The following is an 18,563-nucleotide window of genomic DNA, read 5'->3' on the forward strand; positions in this document are numbered from 1 at the left end:
GAAAATCTGACTTGATCATCTTGCCTGCGCGAGAGAACGCGTGAGCAGCGCCGCGGGTTCAAACCAGCGGGCGAATTGGGACGGCCGTGTGACGGCCGGGGCGGCTGTTCCCGGTCCGGGCCACGAATCTTTTGCTTGGCCATAGGCCAAAAATCGGCATTGTGGCGCCATGACCGAGCAAAATGACACCCAAAAATCCTCGCAAGAGTCCTCGCAAGCCAAGGCCGGCGCGATCATCGTCCCCGTGACGCTGTTCGAGCAGAACTGCACCATCATCTGGGACGAGCCTTCCAAGAAGGCCGTGGTGATCGATCCCGGCGGGGACGTGCCGAAGATTCTGGAGGCGATCAAGCAGACCGGCGTCACCGTGGAGAAGATCTGGCTGACCCACGGCCATATCGACCATGTCGGCGGTGCAGCCGAATTGCGCGACGCGCTGAAGGTGCCGATCGAGGGCCCGCATGAAGCGGACAAGTTCCTGCTCGACAACGTGGTCGAGAGCGGCGCGCGCTTCGGCATGACCGGTGTGCGCAATTTCGCGCCGGACCGCTGGCTGGCGGAAGGCGACAGCGTGGCGATCGGCGGCCTGACGTTCGACATTTTTCACTGCCCCGGCCACTCTCCCGGCAGCGTGGTGTTCTTCAACAAGGACTTGCGTTTCGCCCACGTCGGCGACGTCCTGTTCGCAGGCTCGGTCGGCCGCACCGATCTGCCGGGCGGCAGTCACGCCACGCTGATCAACTCGATTCTGACCAAGCTGTTGCCGCTCGGCGACGACGTCGGCTTCATCTGCGGCCACGGCGCCGGCTCGAGCATCGGCCAGGAGCGGATGACAAATCCGTTCATCACCGGCGAGATGTAAGCGTTACTCGGCGGCGTCCACGAGCGCGGCGGATTCGCCGAGGTTACGATCGCCCCATTGCCGGATCGCGGCGACGACCGGGACGAAACTCTTGCCCTTGCGCGTGAGGCGATACTCGACCTTCGGCGGCACTTCGCCAAAATCCTTGCGGTCGATCAGGCCGCTCTCGGTCAGCGCCTTCAATTCGCGGCTGAGCACGCGCGGGGTAATCTCGGCGCTGCCTTCCATGCCACGCAGCAGGCCGCTTCTGATCTCGCCGTAGCGGCGCGGGCCGTCCTTGAGGTCCCAGACGATGCGCAGCTTGTACTTGCCGCTGATCATTTTTTGAAACGCCGCGACCGGACAGCTGCGCGCCGGAGCCGCTCTCGCCTTCGCCATGTCGTCTCCTCCCTGCGCCAGCCTTGCCCTTGCAGCCTTGCCCTTGCAGCCTTGCCGCCGAGGATAGGAGCGACGCCGAAAAAGTCCATACTATCAATTTTGTCCATACTTGCAGGATCGCATCCAGCGCGCAGATGATGACGCACAATGCGAACAGGGAGCGTCACATGAAGCACTTCATGATCAGATACGAGTTCAAGGATGGTACGACGGAGGCCTGGCACCAGCAGATCGGCCGCTTCATCAAGGCGATCGACGCCGATCCGGAGCTCAAGGGGCGGATCGGCTATCGCGTCCTGAAGAATCGCGACGATAACAGCTATTTCCACCTCGCCAGCGTCGCCGACGATGCCGCGCAAAAAACGCTGCAATCGCGCGACTTCTTCAAGGCCTATCAGGAGATGACGCGGAAGGTCGCCCGCGGCGAGGTGACGGCAACGCCGATCGAGATGATCGACGCGACGGCGTAGATTACTTCATCAATCCCGCGGCGGTAAGCGCGCGCGTGATGATCTGGCCGAGATCGAGACCGCGAGCCTGCTCGCGCTTCGGCTCGGCCGGTGCTTCGGCGACCGCCGCGCGGATCGAGCGGGCGAGGTGCGGCGCGGGCGAGCGGACCGGCGTCGGCTTTGGCTCCGCCTTCGTCTTGGACGCGTCGGGAATCCAGCCGGTCAGGCCGAAGAATTTTGCGATGTGGTAGGACGAGGAAATGCCGGCCTCGATCAGGAAGGCGCCTTCGATGCCATAGCGCTGGTCGTTGTCGGCGAGGCCGAGCGGCGTGCCGTGCGCCATGTCGGTGATGGCGTAGGACTCGACCAGCGTCTCGCCGTCCTTGTTCCACCAGGTCTGGCGCGGATAGCCGTCGACATCGGTTTCCGCCATCGGCATGTCAGGCAGATCGTGCAGATCGAGCCATTGCTTGACGATCTCGTTGGCATTGCCGGGATTGACGGTGCGGTCGGCGCTGCCGTGCCACACCGAAATCTTCGGCCAGGGCCCGCTATGCTGCGAGGCGCCGCGCACGAGATCGCCGAGCTCGCGCGCGGGACGCGCCGGGGAATGGAACATGCCGTCCAGCGCTTCGCGCAGGTTCGAGGCGATGCCGTAGGGCAGCCCGGCAATGACGGCCCCGGCCGAAAAGACCTCAGGATAGGTCGCGAGCATCACCGACGTCATGCCGCCGCCGGCGGAGAGGCCCGTGATGAAGATGCGCCCGGGATCGATGCGATGCGCCTGAACCATATGCGCGATCATCTCGCGAATCGAACGCGGCTCGCCGCTGTCGCGCGCGGTGTCTTCCGGACTGAACCAGTTGAAGCAGGTGTTGCCGTTGTTGACCCGCTGCTGCTCGGGCATCAGCAGCGCGAAGCCGTAGTGCTCCGCCAGCGTCGACCATCCCGCGCCGAGGTCGTAACTTGCTGCGGTCTGGCCGCAGCCGTGCAGCACGACGACGAGCGCGCGCGGCTTCTGCAGCTGCGCCGGCACGAACGCGAACATGCGCAAGGCCCCGGGATTGTCGCCAAAATTGGTGACCTCTACCAAAGGACTGGGCGCATCCGCGCTCCGGCCGAAATCGGCAAAGCGCAGTCCGTCCAGCCTTGGCAGACGTTTCAAGAGATCGACATTTCTGGCGAGCGACACGGCAACTCCTGGCAGGCGACGTACAACGTCAGCCAAACCAGATAGTTGCTGCGTTGCAAAATAAAAAGACCGTGCGCTGTCAATCCGGTGAAAATCGAGGGAAATCCGCGGAAAAACTGCAGGAATCCGCACGCATTAACAGCAGTGCCTCAACTTCGTGCAGATGCGCGGCGCATCCACGCCAGAAATGCGGCGCAGATCATGATTAATGCCGCAAACAACGCGAGCGAGACGAGAAAGCCTGCGCGCGGCGATTGCAAGGCTTCGATCGTGAAGAAGACGGCGCCGATTGCGGCCACTCCGGCCGCATTTCCGATCTGCGCCGTCGTGCCGTACATGCCGGAGGCTGAGCCTGCGGCGACGGGTTTGACTGTCGAAAGCACCGCGCCGGAGAGCGGCGCCATGACGAGCCCCTGGCCGTAGCCGAAAATGATCATGGTGAGCGCGAGCAGGAGCGCAGACGGCGCATCGACAGAGAACGCGACAAGCGCCAGCCCAGCGAGACCCGCGAGCTGAAGCGCGCAGCCTTCGATCAGGACCTTGGTACCGCGATGGCGCGCTCGCGCGCCGCTGTGACGCGAGGCCACGACGAAAGCGAGCGCGAGCGGAATGAACGCCATGCCGGCTGCGAGCGGCGGGATCTTCAGCCCCCGCTGCATGAACAGAGTCATGACGAGATAGAACGAGAGGTTGGCGGCGAAGAAGAAGAAGGCCGCGCCAAGCCCGCGCAGAAAGGCCGCATCCGCCAGCAGCGTGAGATCGATCAGCGGCATGCCGCCGCCGCGCGCCACCGCGCGCTCGAGCCTTGGGAATGCTGCGAGGATGGCGCCGCCGCTTCCCATCACCGCCCACAGCCACGGCGCCCAGCCGACATCGTGGCCGAACAGCAACGGCCCGATCAGGCACAACAGGCCTGCGAACAGCACGACGCTGCCCTTGATATCGAGCTTTGTGCCGGCGCGACGCGGCACCGACGGCATGATGCGCCAGGCAGCGGACGCGATGACGAGGCCGCAGGGCACGTTGACGAAAAACACCGAGCGCCAGCCGGTACCGGCGAGATCGATCGTGATCAGGAGGCCGCCGAGCAGGAAGCCGGCGGCGCCTGCGAGCCCGAGCACGATGCCATAGATGGCGAAGGCGCGGCCGCGCTGCTCATCCGTGAACAACAGATGCAGCGTCGCCAGCACCTGCGGCACCATCAGCGCCGCCGTCGCGCCCTGCGCCAGCCGCGCGACGATCAGCTCCGCGCCTGACCGCGCGAGACCGCACCAGAGCGAGGTCAGGGTGAATCCGAGCACGCCGGCCAGAAAGACGTTCCTGGTGCCGTGGATGTCGCCGAGGCGGCCGCCGGTGACCACCAGCGTGGCATAGGCGATCAGATAGATCGCGATGACGGATTCGATCTGCGCCGGCGTCGCTTGCAGCTCGACCGCGATGGTGGGGATGGCGACGTTGACCACGAAGGCGTCGACACCGAACATGAACTGGGCGGCGACGACGATTGCCAGCACCCACCAGCGGCGCGACGAATCGATCTGCTTTGTGACGATTTGATGCATCGGCGCGCAAACCTCTCGGGATTTATTTGCGCGCGATGCTCCCAGATCGACGTCGTCCGCGCGATTACCTCCGAGGTAGGCCTTGCTGTCCTCTTGCCGCGCCCTTGCTCCCTTGGCCCGATTGCTGCATGTCGGTTTCCGCTGGTCTCGCGGGGTTCGGAAGTCTTCCGATGTACGACTACGACATGGTGGTGATCGGCTCGGGCCCGTCAGGGCGCCGGGCCGCGGTGCAATGTGCCAAGCTCGGCAAGGCCGTGCTGGTGGTGGAGAAGGGCCGGCGCGTCGGCGGTGTCTCCGTTCACACCGGCACCATCCCCTCGAAGACACTGCGCGAAACCGTGCTGAACCTGTCCGGCTGGCGCGAGCGCGGCTTCTACGGCCGCTCCTACCGCGTGAAGCAGGACATCGCGGCGAGCGATCTGATGACCCGGCTCCAGAAGACGCTCGACCACGAGGTCGAGGTCCTCGAGCATCAGTTCAGCCGCAATCTCGTCCGCACCGCCAATGGCGAGGCGCGGCTGGTCTCGCCGCACGAGGTAGAGATCACCAGCGCCATCGGCGAGACCAAGACGGTGTCGGCCGCCTTCATCCTGCTCGCCTGCGGCACGCGTCCGTTCCGGCCGGACTATGTACCTTTCGACGGCACGACGGTGCTCGACAGCGACGAGATCATCGAGCTGCCGAAGCTGCCGCGCAGCCTCGCCGTGATAGGCGCCGGCGTGATCGGTGTCGAATACGCCACCATCTTCAGCGCGCTCGACGTGCCCGTGACCCTGATCGAGCCGCGGCCGACCTTCCTCGATTTCATCGACAAGGAATTGATCGACGAGTTCATGCACGAATTGCGCGACCGCAACGTCGCGCTGCGGCTCGGCTCGAAGGTCAACTCGATCGAGAAGAACGCGCAGGGGAGCATCGTCACGCATTTGTCCGACGGGCGGCATGTCACCACCGACATGCTGCTGTTCGCGGCGGGGCGCGTCGGTGCCACCGACCAGCTCAATCTGGAAGCCGCCGGCATCGTGGTCGACCATCGCGGCCGCATCTCGGTCGATCCCGTGACGTTGCAGACCAGCGTGCCGCATATCTACGCCGCCGGCGACGTGATCGGCTTTCCGAGCCTGGCCTCGACCTCGATGGAGCAGGGCCGCGTCGCCGCCTGCCACGCACTCGGCATGGAGCCGATGGCACCGCCGGAGTTCTTCCCTTACGGCATCTATTCGGTGCCGGAGATCTCGACCGCAGGCCTCACCGAGGAAGAGGTGCGCACCCGCGGCATTCCTTACGAGGTGGGCATCGCGCGCTTCCGCGAGACCTCGCGCGGCCACATCATGGGGCTGAACAGCGGCATGATGAAGATGATCTTCTCGACCAAGACGCGCCGCCTGCTCGGCGTGCACATTCTCGGCGAAGGCGCCACCGAGCTGATCCATATCGGCCAGGCCGTGCTCAACCTCAAAGGCACGATCGACTATTTCATCCAGAACACGTTCAACTATCCGACGCTGGCGGAGGCGTACAAGATCGCCGGGCTGGACGCCTGGAACAGGATGACAAGGTGATCTTCCTTCACCTCTCCCCGCCCTGGGGGGAGAGGTCGAAATTCAAACGCAGTTTGAATTCCGGGTGAGGGGGTACAGGTCTCACGACGATCTCATCTGCGGAGAGAGCCCCTCACCCCAACCCTCTCCCCGTAAGAACGGGGAGAGGGAGACGAGGCACCTCGCCTCGTCATTGCATGCCTGCATTCCGCCATGCGGGACATCGTGCGATTGCCTTCGCTGTCTTCAGCAATTAGCCTCACCGTCTCAACAAACAAAAAATCCAGCCGGAGAGAACGCCATGGCGCGCCTGAAGTTCGGAGCCTTTCTTGCCCCGCATCACCCGATCGGGGAGCATCCGATGCTGCAGTTCCGGCGCGATCTCGACCTGGTCGAGCAGCTGGATAGCCTCGGCTATGACGAGTTCTGGTGCGGCGAGCATCATTCCTCGGGCTGGGAGATGATCGCCTCGCCCGAGATGTTTCTGGCCGCGGCCGGCGAGCGCACCAAGCGGATCAAGCTCGGCACCGGCGTGGTGTCGCTGCCCTACCACCATCCCTACAACGTCGCGCAGCGCATGGTGCAGCTCGACCACATGACCGGCGGCCGCGCCATCTTCGGCTCCGGTCCCGGCGCGCTCGCCTCCGACGCGCATACGCTCGGCATCGATCCGATGACGCAGCGCGATCGCCAGGACGAGGCGATCGGCGTGATCCGTCGGCTCTTCAACGGCGAGCGCGTCACCGCCAAGAGCGACTGGTTCACCATGAACGACGCCGCTCTGCAAATCCTGCCGCTACAGGAAGAGATGCCGTTCGTCGTGGCCTCGCAGATATCGCCCTCGGGCATGACACTCGCCGGCAAATACGGCATCGGCATCATCTCGCTGGGCTCGATGACGACGCAGGGGCTGATGTCGCTGCAGCAGCAATGGCAGTTTGCCGAGGACGCGGCGAAAAAGCACGGCACCCGTGTCAACCGCGCCGACTGGCGCGTGCTCCTGACCTTTCACATCGCCGAGACCCGCGAGCAGGCGCGCAAGGAGGCCGGGGCCGGGCTGATGCGCTGGCACAACGAATATAATGTCGGCACGCTGCAGCGACCGGGCCTCACCGCCTTCGCCTCGCCCGACGAGGCCGTGGACAAGACCGCTTTCGTCGAGGGCGCAGCCTCCACCATCGGAACGCCCGACGATCTCGTCAAAACCATCAAGAACGTGATGCAGGTCTCGGGCGGCGTCGGCGCAATCATCGGCTTCGTGCACGACTGGGCCAATCCGGAAGCCACCCGCCGGAGCTGGGACATGGTGGCGCGCTATGTGGTTCCGGAGATCAACGGCTATATCGACGGCCTGCGCCGGTCGCAAAAATTCGTGATCGAGAACCGCGCGATCTTCGAGCGCGCGGGCCAGGCGGTGATGGCCAAGATCATGGAGAACGAGAAGGCCGCCGAGGCACTGAAGGTGACCGGCCCCGGCCGCGTCGCCATTCCCGCCGTCAACGCCCCGGATCTGCAGAAGGAAGCCGCCAAGCGGTAAGCCTCGTCGAACTGACACGCAACGATCACGAGCAGGAGATGCCGGCCTGTGATAGGTTGATGCGGTCAACGCGGCGCGGGCCGCCATAATGCCGCGGTCGCGCGATGTCCGTTCGGTCAGCCAACCGGAGCAATCGTCATGTCGATGCAGAATGTCGCTTCGCCCGCGCTCGGCTTCACCGCGCCCAAGCGCAACGAGCTGACGCACATCCCCGGCGACGAAGGCTGGCCGATCATCGGCAAGACTTTCCAGGTGCTGGCCGATCCCAAGGGCCATATCGAGGCGAACGCCGCCAGATATGGCCTGGTCTACCGCACGCATTTTTTCGGCGAGACCAATGTCGTGCTGCTCGGGCCGGAAGCCAACGAGCTCGTGATGTTCGACCAGCAAAAGCTGTTCTCGTCGACGCATGGCTGGAACAAGGTGCTGGGCCTGTTGTTTCCGCGCGGATTGATGCTGCTCGATTTCGACGAGCACCGGCTGCATCGCAAGGCGCTCTCGGTCGCGTTCAAGTCCGGACCGATGAAGTCCTATCTCGGCGATCTCGACCGCGGCATTGCGGCGCGGGTCGCGCAGTGGAAGGGCCAGCCGGGCGAGATGCAGCTTTATCCGGCCATGAAGCAGCTCACGCTCGATCTCGCCGCGGCCTCGTTCCTCGGCGCCGACATCGGGCCGGAGGTCGACGAGATCAACCGCGCCTTCGTCGACATGGTCGCCGCCGCAGTCGCCCCGATCCGCCGCCCTCTGCCCGGCACCCAGATGGCGGCCGGCGTGAGGGGACGCAAGCGCATCGTCGCCTATTTCCGCGAGCAGATTCCGCTGCGACGCGGCAATCAGGGCGGCGATGATCTGTTCTCGCAGCTCTGCCGCGCCACCCATGAAGACGGCGCGCTGCTCTCGGAGCAGGACATCATCGACCACATGAGCTTCTTGATGATGGCCGCGCACGACACGCTGACCTCGTCGCTGACGTCTTTCATCGGCGAGCTCGCCGCAAATCCCGACTGGCAGGACCGACTGCGCGCGGAAGTCCTGGCGCTGGGGCTCGCGCCCGATGCGCCGAGCAGCTTCGACGACCTCGAAAAAATGCCGCTGTCGGAGATGGCGTTCAAGGAAGCGCTGCGGATCAAGCCGCCGGTGCCCTCGATGCCGCGCCGCGCCATGCGCGATTTCACCTTCAAGGGCTTCACCATTCCCGCCGGCACCGCAATCGGCGTCAATCCGCTCTACACGCACCACATGAAGGACATCTGGCCGGAGCCGGATCGCTTCGATCCACTGCGCTTCGGCGAAGAAGCCCAGCGCAACCGCCACCGCTTCGCCTTCGTGCCGTTCGGCGGCGGCGCGCATATGTGCCTCGGCCTGCACTTCGCCTACATGCAGGCCAAGTGCTTCGCGCGGCACTTCTTGCAGAACATCGAGGTGTCACTGGAGCCCGGTTACAAGCCGGACTGGCAGATGTGGCCGATCCCGAAGCCCCGGGATGGCTTGCGGGTGCGGATGAAGGCGGTTTAGCCACAGCCGCCATTGCGAGCGAAGCGAAGCAATCCAGAATCTTTCCGCTGAGGGATTCTGGATTGCTTCGTCGCAAGGGCTCCTCGCAATGACGGCGCGCGAAGAGCGCGCCTTTGCCCATCCTGCGGCGCTGCGTCCGGGGTACGAGACCTACCCCGCCCCCTGATCGAACGCCTTGCGCAAGGCCACGTAGCCCTGCTGCTGCTGGCTCCAGTTGCGGCCGCCGGTCATTGCGCCGTCGATGACGAGGTCGTGGCCGTTGATGAAGCTGGACTCGTCGCTGGCCAGGAACACCGCGGCATGGGCGATATCGTCCGGCAGGCCCGCACGCGGGATCGGCTGCGCGGTCTTGTAGACATCGCGCATCACCGCCGGCGTCTTCTCGGCAGCCTCCGTCGACAGGCCGAGCGCCTTGCCAAAGATGCCGGTCGCGATCGCACCGGGCGAGATCGAGTTGACGCGGACATTGGACTCGCCGAGCTCCATTGCCACGCATTTGGTGAGATGGATCACCGCCGCCTTGGCCGCACCATAGACCATCGAGGACGAGAAGCCGGCGAGGCGGCCGGCGATGCTGCCATTGTTGATGATGCTGCCGGACCCCTGCTTCTTCATGATGGGCGCAGCGTGCTTCATGCCAAGCATGACGCTGCGCACCAGCGTCGCCATCGCCGCGTCGAAGCGCTCGACCTCGAGGGCTTCGACGCCGCCGGTCTGCGCCGGACCGCCGGCATTGTTGAACAGGCAGTCGATCCGGCCGAACTTCTCCACCGCGAGCGCGATCAGCGCCTGCATCTGCGCTTCGACCGTCACATCGGTCTGGCGGAAGACGCAAGTCGCCCCGAGTTGCTTCGCCAGCGCCTCGCCCTCCGGTATACGCCGCCCCGCGATCACAATTTTGGCACCTTCGGCAACGAAGACTTCTGCGGTGCGCAATCCGATCCCGCTCGTCGCGCCCGTGATCACCGCGACCTTGCCATCCAGCCTGCCCATGGAATGTTCCTGTTTTCGAACCATTTGACGCCAAATGGCGGACACCGATCGATGACGGCGCCGCGACAGTCGGCGCCGCAGCAGCCACTATTCCTGCCGGCTTCCGACATGGCAAGCTTTGCTTGCGCCGGCCACATGCGTAACATTCATGGCGACCGCTCGATTTTCGAACGCATATCGCAACCGGGCTGTGCATGGGGAAGCTGATCGACGAATTCCGCAAAGGCTGGCAGGGCGTGGCCCCGCCATCGCTCGGTCTGAGCCTTGCGTTTGCGGTCGCCTGCCTGCTGGTTGCGACGCTGGCGCGCTGGGCCCTCGCCCATGTGCGGCCCGACGTCTACTTCACGCCATATTTCCCGGCCGTGTTCTTTGCGGCCGCGTTCGGCGGCTTTCGCATCGGCGTCATCACGGCGCTGGCCGGCGGCATGCTCGGCGTCGTCGTGAATTTCGGCGATGCCTTCGCCGATCGCGCGCGCTTTGCCCTGCTGGCGCTCTATTGGGCGGTCTGCGCGCTCACCATCTGGGGCGTCGAGCATTATCGCTCGCTCCTCGTCGAGCAACGCCGGATCTCCAGACGCCTTATCGAGGAAGAAGACTATCGCAAGCTACTGGTCGACGAGCTGCAGCACCGGCTGAAGAACAAGCTGTCGACGGTCCATGCCGTGCTGCATCAGGTGCTGCACGACCAGCCGCAAGTCTGGGCCCGGATCGATCCGCGGCTGCGGTCGCTGGCTGCCACCGACGATCTGATCTCGCGGATCGACAAGGCCGGCTGCGACATCCGCGATCTCCTAATCTCCGAGCTCGGACCGTACGGGCATGTCCGTTTCACCCTCAACGGCGACCGGCTGTTCCTGCCGCCGAAGCTTGCGGTCACGCTGTCACTGATGTTTCACGAGCTCGCCACCAACGCCGGCAAGTACGGCGCGTTCTCCGCGCCGCGCGGATTGTTGCAGGTGTCATGGACCGTCAGCGACGACCGCCTGACCGTCACCTGGGATGAAACCGAGGGCCCGAGCGTCGACAAGGTCTCCGAGCCGGGTTTCGGCACCAAGCTGCTGAAGTCGGCGCTGTCAGCCTTCGACGGCAAGGCCGAGGTGTCGTATCTCAGGACAGGGCTTCATTGCATCATGCAATGCCGTATCCCCCAGGGCGGCTAGACACAGCGCGGGCGAAAACCGATCGCGCGGTCTGCTCGCGGTTTCGCACGCGCCGTTGACGCTCTGTTAATGACGATGGACTGCGCGCGTCGCATCGCCGCAAAACACCCCCGTATTTCTCCGGACCCCTTAACCAAACCTAAGAGGGAACCGCGCAAGATCGCGCTCATTGCAAAGGCGCGCTGAAACAACAAGATTCATGACTTCTATGAACGACAACAGATCTTCCGGCGCGAGCGAAGCCGAACTCGGATTTCTCAAGGAAATCGTTAGAATGCTGCCTGCCGGCCTGACCGTGCAGGACGCGCAAGGCGAACTTCTCCTGGTCAACGATGTCGCCGCCGCCCAGCTCGGCATGGACGGCAGCCGTCCCTCACCCGACCTCGCGCCGCGCCGGGAGGCCTGCCGCCAGGCCCTGAACTCCGGCCGGCCGGTCGTCTCCGAGGAAGCGCTCCACGACGGGACCGCACGCCAGGTGCTGCTGACCACCCATCGTCCGGTCCGCCTCGACGGACGCGAGCTCTTGATCTCGGCCTCCTCCGACATCACCGAGCAGAAGAATTTCGAGGACCAGCTGTTCCGCTCGGCCTATTTCGACGAGCTGACCGGCCTGCCCTCGCGGCGCGTGATCGAACATCGCGCCGCCAGCCTGCTCGCGCAGAGTCGCGGCGGCGAACGCTTTGCGCTCGCCTTCCTCGACGTCGACAATTTCAAGCACATCAACGACTATTACGGCCATGCCGTCGGCGACGCGCTGCTGGTCGAGCTGTCGAAGCGGCTCGGGCGCGACTTGCGCGATTCGGATATGCTGTCGCGCATCTCCGGCGACGAATTCCTGCTGCTGCTCTCCCCGATCCAGAGCCAGGAGGAAGTCGCCGAATTCATGCAGTCGACGCTGGAGCGGCTGACGGCGCCGTTCTTCATCGACAATTCGGAAGTCTTCGCCTCCACCTCCGTCGGCGTCAGCCTGTATCCCGATCACGGACGCAGCTTCGAGACGCTGCGCCAGAATGCGGACATCGCGATGTACCGCATCAAGAACAACGGCAAGGGAACGGCGGCCTTCTTCGATTCCGGCATGGAGCGCGAGGCGCTGGCGCGAACGAAGATCGAGCAGTCGCTGCGGCTCGCGATCCTCGAGAAGCGCTTCTGCTGCGCCTTCCAGACCAAGGTCGACATCCGCACCCAGGCCGTGAAGGGCATCGAGGCCCTGGTGCGGCTGCGCGACGACGAGGGCGTGATCCAGGCGCCCGGCTCGTTCATCAATCTTGCGGGCGAGCTCGGGCTGATCGACGAGCTGACCCATCTCGTGCTCGCCGAGATCGTCAAATCGGTCGACCTGATCAACGAGAGCTTCGGCGCGGAAGCGACCATCAGCATCAACGTCGCGGCCAAGCAGGCCGGCAACCCCGAATTCATGCGCAGCTTTGCGCAGGCGCTGGACGACACCGGCTTTCCGCAACGCTTCATGATCGAGGTGACGGAAGATGCCTTCGTCGCCAAGAATCATTTCCAGGCCGAGATCCTGCCGATGTTCCGCAAGCTCGGCGTCGGCATCTCGATCGACGATTTCGGCACCGGCTATTCGTCGCTCTCGGCGCTCGCCGACATCACCGCCGACGAGATCAAGATCGACCGCTCCTTCATCACCGACATCCATCAACGCCCGCGCAGCCAGGGCATCTTGCGCGCGATCGAATCCCTGAGCGAAGCGCTCGGGATGACCGTGATCGCCGAAGGCATCGAATCCTACGAGGAACTCGCCTATCTCCAGGCCGCAACCAAGATCCGCTACGCCCAGGGCTATTACTTCGCCCGGCCGATCTTCCTGGAGGAGTTGAAGCTCGCAACGCCCGTCTCGAGCGAGGCGCGCGCGAGCGTCGCAAGCCGGCCGCACCAGCACAACCGCCAGGGCTATTCGCGGGCGAGCGGGTATCGGCGGTAACCTCCCGGGCCTTCACCGTTGCGGCGCCGACAAGAGCGGCGCTATTCATTTTAAACCGCTGTTGATGATGCAATGCAGCGGCGCGCTGGATAAGACCGTGATCGCGCAACGAGATTAATGCTTAGGTAACTGGTTTTGCTAAGGTTTGCGCCATTTGTGCGGTGTATTCCTGTCCCTCCAGGGAGGGGGGAATGCTCCAGGTCATTGCAGGCATTGCAGCCGGAATATTCCTAGCCGCGAGGAACGGCTGGGAGGCCGTCATTCGGCGCGGACCGGTGCTGTGGCTGACCCTGTGCGGCGTGTTGCTGGTCGCGGGGATCTTCGCCGTGACCGCCATGGCGGTCGGCGAATTTCGCGAACGAACCCTCGCCAACCGCGAGCGCGAGCTGGAAAACACCGTGCAGCTGATCGCGCGGCACTTTGATCAGCAATTCGAAGATTCCGACGTCGTCGCCGCCGATGTGATCGGGCAGATGAACCTGCCGGAGATCACCTCGCCCGGGATGTTCCGTGAGCGCATGTCCGGACCGGTGACGAACCAGATGCTGCGCAGCAAGATCAGCTCCGTGTCCTATCTCGGCGACATCGCGATCTACGATGCCGACGGCGAGCTGATCAACTGGTCGCGGGCCCAGCCGCTGCCCAAGATCAACATCTCCTCGCGCGCCTATTTTCAGACGTTCAAATCGAATCCGATGGCCGAACCGGTGGTGCTGGAGTCGGTCCGCAGCTTCATCATCGGCAAATGGACCACGGTCGTCGCGCGCCGGCTGAACGGCGCGGACGGCACCTTCTTCGGCGCGATGGTCAGACGGATCGATCCGGACAGCTACCAGAACTACTTCGCATCCGTGGCGCTTGCCGAAGGCACGGCGATCTCGCTGTTCGACCGCGAAGGCAAGATGCTGGCGCGCTACCCGCATGTCGAGGAGCTGATCGGCAGGAACTTCAAGGACGCGCCGTTGATGCGCAAGATGCTGGCCGAAGGCGGCCGGCACACGCTGCGCGTCAAGGGTCCGATCGACGGCGAGGATCGCCTCGGCTCGGGGGCGTCGCTTTCGCATTTCCCGCTGGTCATCGTCGCGACCAGCACCACGAGCGCCGCGTTGGCCGACTGGCGGCAGCAGACCGGCTTCATGATCACCACAGCGACGCTTTCGGCGGCCGCGATCGCGCTGATCCTGTTCCTGATCATCCGTCAGATCAACCGGCAGAACCGCGAGGCCCAGCGGCGGCTGGAGGCGGAGCGGCAGCGGCTCGACACTGCGCTGAACAATATGTCCCAGGGGCTGATCCTGTACGATGCCGATGGGTACATCGTCACCTGCAATCGCCGCTATGCCGACATGTTCGGCCTCTCCCACGACGTCATCAAACCCGGCTGCCACATCCACGAAGCGATGCACCACCGCAAGGAGTGCAATGCGTTCAGCGGCAACGTCGAGGAATTTTGCGCCGAGGTCATGAGCGGCGTCGCCGAAGGCAAGGTCGCCACCCGGACCCATCAATTGCCCAACGGCCGCGCCTTCCAGGTCATCAACACCCCGCTTGCGCAGGGCGGATGGGTCGCGACGATCGAGGAGATCACCGAGCGGCGCAATCTGGAGCAGGAACGCGACCGCAACTACACGTTCCTGCGCGAGATCGTCGACCATATCCCCTCACAGATCACGGTGAAGGACGCCCGGACGCGGCAATATCTCCTGATCAACCGGACCGCCGAAGAGCAATTCGGCCAGTCGCGGGAAACCGTGGTCGGCAAGACGCCCTTCGACGTCTACCCGGAGGAGACGGCAAGACGCGTCACCGATGACGACAGCGACGCGTTGCAAGCCACCGACACTGGATTGTTCAAGGACGAGCATCCCTGGCCGAGCCTGACCAAGGGGATGCGCTATATCACCTCGACGCGGATCAGCATCCGCGATGGGTCCGGCGAGCCGCAGTATCTCATCAGCGTCGTCGACGACGTCACCGAGCGCCGTCGCGCCGACGAGAAGATCGCGCATATGGCGCATTACGATGCGCTGACCGACCTGCCCAACCGCACGCTGTTCCGCGAGCAGATCGAGCGCGAGCTGGCGAAGGTCCCCGGCGGCGGACAGTTCGCGCTGCTCTATATCGACGTCGACGAGTTCAAGGGCATCAACGATTCGCTCGGCCATCACGTCGGCGACGAGCTGTTGAAGGCGATCGCGGGCCGCCTCCGCGGCTGCCTCAAGAGGGGCGACCTGATCGCACGGCTCGGCGGCGACGAATTCGCGGTGATCCAGACCGGGATCGAATCGTCTGCCGATGTGCTGTCGTTCGTGACGCGGATCTACGAGGCGATCCGCCGGCCCTATCATTGCTTCGGCCATCAGCTCTCCACCGATGCCAGCATCGGCATCGCGCTGGCGCCGCAGGATGGCAACGATCTCGACCAGCTCATCAAGAATGCCGACCTCGCGATGTACGGCGCCAAGGCCGAAGGACGCCGCACCCACCGTTTCTTCGAGCCGGAGATGGATGCGTGCGCCAAGGCGCGCCTCTCCCTGGAGCAGGATTTGCGCCAGGCCCTGGTCGACGGCGGTTTCGAGATCCACTACCAGCCGCTGGTCGACCTGCGCTCGGGCGAAGTCGCCGGCTGCGAGGCGCTGCTGCGCTGGCGGCATCCCGAGCGCGGCATGGTATCGCCGGCGGAGTTCATTCCGATCGCCGAGGACACCGGCCTGATCAACGAGCTCGGCGACTGGGTGCTGCGCATGGCCTGCAACGAGGCCGCGACCTGGCCGGGGCATGTGCGCGTCGCGGTCAACGTCTCGCCGGTACAGCTCAAATGCGACACGCTGGCGCTGCGGATCGCCGGCGCGCTCGCCGCCTCGGGGCTCGCCCCGTCCCGGCTCGAGCTCGAAATCACCGAAGCCGTGCTGATCCGCGACGACGAGGCGGCGCTTTCGATCCTGCACCAGCTCCGCGCGATCGGCGTGCGCATCGCGCTCGACGATTTCGGCACCGGTTACTCCTCGCTGAGCTATTTGAAGCGTTTCCCGTTCGACAAGATCAAGATCGACCGCTGCTTCGTCGCCGACATCGCGGAGACGAGCGGCGCGCCCGTGATCGTGCAGGCGGTGGTGAACATCGCCGCCGCCAGCAACATGACCACGGTCGCCGAGGGCGTCGAGACCGAGGCCCAGCGCGAGATTCTGCGCGCGCTCGGCTGCACCCAGATGCAGGGCTATCTGTTCAGCAAACCGAAGCCGGCCAACGAGGTGCGAAAACTGTTCGGCCCGGGCGATGCTTTGCCCGTGGCGGCGGTGGCCTGAGATGGCGAAGCCGAGCAAAACTTCAGCCCAGACCGTCGACGTTGCGGATTCCTATGCCGTGCGGCTGATGCAGCATCTGGTGGTGCCGACTTTCGTGATCGATCCGAAGCGTCGCGTCGTGATCTGGAACCGGGCCTGCGAGCGGCTGACCGGGGTCGCCGCCTCCGAGGTGATCGGCACGACGAAACACTGGCAGGCCTTCTACGAGACCAGGCGCCCTTGCCTCGCCGATCTCGTCGCGCTCGACCGTCCCGAACAACTTCCCGAGTTCTATTCGGAATATGCGGCGCGCGGCCATAACGGACTCGGCTTCAGCGCCGAGAACTGGTGCGTGATGCCCAAGCTCGGCAGCCAGCTCTATCTCGCCATCGACGCCGGCCCGATCCACGACGAGGCCGGCCACCTGATCGCCGTGGTGGAGACGCTGCGCGACCTCACCGACCAGAAGCGCGCCGAGATGACGTTGAAGGAGCTTGCCACCAAGGACGGGCTGACCGGCCTGTCGAACCGCCGCTCGTTCGACCAGATGCTGATGAGCGAATGGGCCCGCGCCCAGCGGACGCGGAAGCCGATGGCGCTGCTGTTCGTCGATGTCGATCATTTCAAGCTGTTCAACGACCGGCACGGCCACCAGAGCGGCGACGAATGCCTGCGCGCGGTCGCCGCCGTCGTCAGCCGCCATGCCGTGCGCCCGCTCGACCTCGCCAGCCGCTATGGCGGGGAGGAATTCGCGCTGATCCTGCCGGACATGGATTGCGACGCCGCCTGCACCATCGCCGACGAGATCCGAAGCGCCGTCATGGCCTTGCGGATCGCCCACGGCGCCGAGGGGGCCGCCGACCACGTCACCCTCAGCGTCGGCGTCGCCAGCCACATTCCGGGCGAATCCGACGGCGGCCCCGACCGACTGCTGGGCGCGGCCGACGAGGCGCTCTATGCGGCCAAACGGCTCGGGCGCAACCGTGTCATCTGCGCCGAACGCGTGCTCGCCGAATTCGCCGGCCTCGGGCGGGATCCCGCGGCGGTTCCGGCGCCTTTCCGGCGCAAAACGGCCTAGCGGGGTGCAGCGGGAAGCGGTTGCCCGCCCCTCGCCAATCGGCTACATGAAGCCTCGTTGCACCCGTAGCTCAGCTGGATAGAGCGTTGCCCTCCGAAGGCAAAGGTCACACGTTCGAATCGTGTCGGGTGCGCCAGTCTCTTCCGTTGCGCGCTGGAGGCACCCTCACCCGAGTTGTCCTTGTGATAGCTCGCGTTGGAGGCATCGTCTGCTCAGCCGAGGACACGCTCAGGTCAGCATCGAGATGATCGCCTGGATCTGGTCGGAAGCCGACGTCACCAGTCCGTCGTACGACGTCTGACCGTGTGCGGCCGCCTTCAGGATGCATTCGGCTACGGCCGCTTTCAGGCCGAAGACCGATTGATCAGAGGGCACGCTCGCCATCACGGCCTCTAGCGCCCGACGCATGGTCTGAATGAACTCGGAGCTGTATTGCATTGGCTGTCCTCCGCAGATTCATATTAGATCGCGTGCCCATGCTTGCCACTCACAAGCCTGAGATTGCTCTTTGATGCATCCAACATGGATGGTCGGGAACCTCAATTCAACGGAGCCGCAGCCGACGTTCGGCATCTGGGCCGAACCGACGGGACTCTCGGCGAATGCAGAAAGCCGCACAGCGCGCTCGCTGTGCGAAGGGACGGTGGCGGGATTTTCAGACTCGCCACCGAAGGTCGATCCGCCGAGCCGATCAATGTCTCATGTGCCCGAACACGACGATCACGCCGGTCGGCTCGGGTTCGTGCGCCATCAGGCGCGTCAGGTCGGAATCGCCCCAGTCGGCAAGGCTGACGACTTCGCCGCTCTCGCGGTCGGCACCGGGCGACGCCGCGGGCTCGAGGACCTTCAGTCCCATCTCGTCGACGAAGAAGGTGTGCTCGCCGAACATGCTGTTGAGCTGCGGCATGGCGGGATGCTCGTCGGGCAGCACCTGAGCGCCGAGCTGGTTGACGGTCTGCTTCACCTGTTCGGATGTGAGCTTCATGAGCTGCTCCGTTTCTGTCATGTCGGTTTCATTGAGCCGAGCCAGAGCGGGTGTTCCCTGCGCCGATGTTCGCCTGGCTCAA

15 protein-coding genes and 1 tRNA gene are annotated in these 18,563 nt (G+C 64.7%); 10 read left to right on the plus strand and 6 right to left on the minus strand.

Annotated elements, in window-relative coordinates:
- The first annotated feature begins 169 nt into the window (after nucleotides 1-169).
- Nucleotides 170-862 (plus strand): MBL fold metallo-hydrolase, encoded by a 693-nt coding sequence (locus JQ572_RS18210; protein ID WP_211383978.1) that lies wholly within the window; start codon nucleotides 170-172, stop codon nucleotides 860-862.
- A 3-nt stretch (nucleotides 863-865) separates the two neighbouring features.
- On the opposite strand, the gene JQ572_RS18215 is transcribed toward JQ572_RS18210, so the two are convergent.
- Entirely contained in the window at nucleotides 866-1,240 is a 375-nt protein-coding gene (locus JQ572_RS18215; RefSeq protein ID WP_211383977.1) for a winged helix-turn-helix transcriptional regulator, read from the minus strand.
- Between the two features lie 167 nt (nucleotides 1,241-1,407).
- Here JQ572_RS18215 and JQ572_RS18220 point away from each other — a divergent pair, with 167 nt between their 5' ends.
- Nucleotides 1,408-1,710 (plus strand): hypothetical protein, encoded by a 303-nt coding sequence (locus JQ572_RS18220; RefSeq protein WP_249129072.1) that lies wholly within the window; start codon nucleotides 1,408-1,410, stop codon nucleotides 1,708-1,710.
- 1 nt (nucleotide 1,711) lies between these two features.
- Here the strand turns inward: JQ572_RS18220 and JQ572_RS18225 are convergent, their stop codons facing one another.
- Together JQ572_RS18225 and JQ572_RS18230 are read right to left on the minus strand one after the other, a co-directional pair.
- Nucleotides 1,712-2,881, minus strand: a complete 1,170-nt coding sequence (locus JQ572_RS18225) for an extracellular catalytic domain type 1 short-chain-length polyhydroxyalkanoate depolymerase (RefSeq protein WP_211383975.1) — start codon at nucleotides 2,879-2,881, stop codon at nucleotides 1,712-1,714.
- A gap of 149 nt (nucleotides 2,882-3,030) precedes the next feature.
- Nucleotides 3,031-4,443: an MFS transporter gene (locus tag JQ572_RS18230; RefSeq protein WP_211383974.1), complete on the minus strand. Its 1,413-nt coding sequence runs from the start codon at nucleotides 4,441-4,443 to the stop codon at nucleotides 3,031-3,033.
- Between the two features lie 170 nt (nucleotides 4,444-4,613).
- On the opposite strand from JQ572_RS18230, the gene sthA reads away from it, so the two are divergent.
- The 3 genes from sthA to JQ572_RS18245 all read left to right on the plus strand — a co-directional run bounded on the left by sthA (nucleotide 4,614) and on the right by JQ572_RS18245 (nucleotide 9,036).
- Nucleotides 4,614-6,005 carry a Si-specific NAD(P)(+) transhydrogenase gene (sthA, locus tag JQ572_RS18235; protein WP_211383973.1) on the plus strand — a complete coding sequence of 464 codons (1,392 nt, stop codon included), beginning with the start codon at nucleotides 4,614-4,616 and terminating at the stop codon, nucleotides 6,003-6,005.
- A 280-nt stretch (nucleotides 6,006-6,285) separates the two neighbouring features.
- Nucleotides 6,286-7,521 carry an LLM class flavin-dependent oxidoreductase gene (locus JQ572_RS18240; protein WP_211383972.1) on the plus strand — a complete coding sequence of 412 codons (1,236 nt, stop codon included), beginning with the start codon at nucleotides 6,286-6,288 and terminating at the stop codon, nucleotides 7,519-7,521.
- Between the two features lie 138 nt (nucleotides 7,522-7,659).
- Nucleotides 7,660-9,036, plus strand: coding sequence for a cytochrome P450 (locus JQ572_RS18245; protein WP_211383971.1), 1,377 nt, complete (start codon nucleotides 7,660-7,662; stop codon nucleotides 9,034-9,036).
- A gap of 150 nt (nucleotides 9,037-9,186) precedes the next feature.
- Here the strand turns inward: JQ572_RS18245 and JQ572_RS18250 are convergent, their stop codons facing one another.
- Nucleotides 9,187-10,029, minus strand: a complete 843-nt coding sequence (locus tag JQ572_RS18250) for an SDR family NAD(P)-dependent oxidoreductase (RefSeq protein ID WP_211383970.1) — start codon at nucleotides 10,027-10,029, stop codon at nucleotides 9,187-9,189.
- Nucleotides 10,030-10,223: 194 nt separating this feature from the next.
- On the opposite strand from JQ572_RS18250, the gene JQ572_RS18255 reads away from it, so the two are divergent.
- The 5 genes from JQ572_RS18255 to JQ572_RS18275 all read left to right on the plus strand — a co-directional run bounded on the left by JQ572_RS18255 (nucleotide 10,224) and on the right by JQ572_RS18275 (nucleotide 17,632).
- A complete protein-coding gene (locus tag JQ572_RS18255; RefSeq protein ID WP_211383969.1) occupies nucleotides 10,224-11,189 on the plus strand; it encodes a sensor histidine kinase in 966 nt (321 codons plus the stop codon).
- A gap of 208 nt (nucleotides 11,190-11,397) precedes the next feature.
- Nucleotides 11,398-13,134: a putative bifunctional diguanylate cyclase/phosphodiesterase gene (locus JQ572_RS18260; protein ID WP_211383968.1), complete on the plus strand. Its 1,737-nt coding sequence runs from the start codon at nucleotides 11,398-11,400 to the stop codon at nucleotides 13,132-13,134.
- Between the two features lie 191 nt (nucleotides 13,135-13,325).
- Nucleotides 13,326-16,439, plus strand: coding sequence for a bifunctional diguanylate cyclase/phosphodiesterase (locus tag JQ572_RS18265; RefSeq protein ID WP_211383967.1), 3,114 nt, complete (start codon nucleotides 13,326-13,328; stop codon nucleotides 16,437-16,439).
- 1 nt (nucleotide 16,440) lies between these two features.
- On the plus strand, nucleotides 16,441-17,496 hold the full coding sequence (locus JQ572_RS18270) for a sensor domain-containing diguanylate cyclase (protein WP_211383966.1): 1,056 nt from the start codon (nucleotides 16,441-16,443) through the stop codon (nucleotides 17,494-17,496).
- Between the two features lie 59 nt (nucleotides 17,497-17,555).
- A tRNA-Arg gene (locus JQ572_RS18275) sits at nucleotides 17,556-17,632 on the plus strand.
- A 92-nt stretch (nucleotides 17,633-17,724) separates the two neighbouring features.
- Here the strand turns inward: JQ572_RS18275 and JQ572_RS18280 are convergent.
- Together JQ572_RS18280 and JQ572_RS18285 are read right to left on the minus strand one after the other, a co-directional pair.
- Nucleotides 17,725-17,934: a hypothetical protein gene (locus JQ572_RS18280; RefSeq protein WP_211383965.1), complete on the minus strand. Its 210-nt coding sequence runs from the start codon at nucleotides 17,932-17,934 to the stop codon at nucleotides 17,725-17,727.
- 253 nt (nucleotides 17,935-18,187) lie between these two features.
- Nucleotides 18,188-18,481, minus strand: a complete 294-nt coding sequence (locus JQ572_RS18285; protein ID WP_211383964.1) for a hypothetical protein — start codon at nucleotides 18,479-18,481, stop codon at nucleotides 18,188-18,190.
- Between the last annotated feature and the right edge of the window lie 82 nt (nucleotides 18,482-18,563).

The organism is Bradyrhizobium sp. SZCCT0153 (assembly GCF_018129995.1).
GTDB lineage: Bacteria > Pseudomonadota > Alphaproteobacteria > Rhizobiales > Xanthobacteraceae > Bradyrhizobium > Bradyrhizobium japonicum_G.

What these genes read in the sequence shown, in the direction of transcription:
- JQ572_RS18210 (WP_211383978.1), top strand. Translation starts at nt 170, where the DNA reads ATGACCGAGCAAAATGACACCCAAAAATCCTCGCAAGAGTCCTCGCAA.
- JQ572_RS18215 (WP_211383977.1), bottom strand. Translation starts at nt 1,240, where the DNA reads ATGGCGAAGGCGAGAGCGGCTCCGGCGCGCAGCTGTCCGGTCGCGGCG.
- JQ572_RS18220 (WP_249129072.1), top strand. Translation starts at nt 1,408, where the DNA reads ATGAAGCACTTCATGATCAGATACGAGTTCAAGGATGGTACGACGGAG.
- JQ572_RS18230 (WP_211383974.1), bottom strand. Translation starts at nt 4,443, where the DNA reads ATGCATCAAATCGTCACAAAGCAGATCGATTCGTCGCGCCGCTGGTGG.
- sthA (WP_211383973.1), top strand. Translation starts at nt 4,614, where the DNA reads ATGTACGACTACGACATGGTGGTGATCGGCTCGGGCCCGTCAGGGCGC.
- JQ572_RS18240 (WP_211383972.1), top strand. Translation starts at nt 6,286, where the DNA reads ATGGCGCGCCTGAAGTTCGGAGCCTTTCTTGCCCCGCATCACCCGATC.
- JQ572_RS18245 (WP_211383971.1), top strand. Translation starts at nt 7,660, where the DNA reads ATGTCGATGCAGAATGTCGCTTCGCCCGCGCTCGGCTTCACCGCGCCC.
- JQ572_RS18250 (WP_211383970.1), bottom strand. Translation starts at nt 10,029, where the DNA reads ATGGGCAGGCTGGATGGCAAGGTCGCGGTGATCACGGGCGCGACGAGC.
- JQ572_RS18255 (WP_211383969.1), top strand. Translation starts at nt 10,224, where the DNA reads ATGGGGAAGCTGATCGACGAATTCCGCAAAGGCTGGCAGGGCGTGGCC.
- JQ572_RS18260 (WP_211383968.1), top strand. Translation starts at nt 11,398, where the DNA reads ATGAACGACAACAGATCTTCCGGCGCGAGCGAAGCCGAACTCGGATTT.
- JQ572_RS18265 (WP_211383967.1), top strand. Translation starts at nt 13,326, where the DNA reads ATGCTCCAGGTCATTGCAGGCATTGCAGCCGGAATATTCCTAGCCGCG.
- JQ572_RS18270 (WP_211383966.1), top strand. Translation starts at nt 16,441, where the DNA reads ATGGCGAAGCCGAGCAAAACTTCAGCCCAGACCGTCGACGTTGCGGAT.
- JQ572_RS18280 (WP_211383965.1), bottom strand. Translation starts at nt 17,934, where the DNA reads ATGCAATACAGCTCCGAGTTCATTCAGACCATGCGTCGGGCGCTAGAG.
- JQ572_RS18285 (WP_211383964.1), bottom strand. Translation starts at nt 18,481, where the DNA reads ATGAAGCTCACATCCGAACAGGTGAAGCAGACCGTCAACCAGCTCGGC.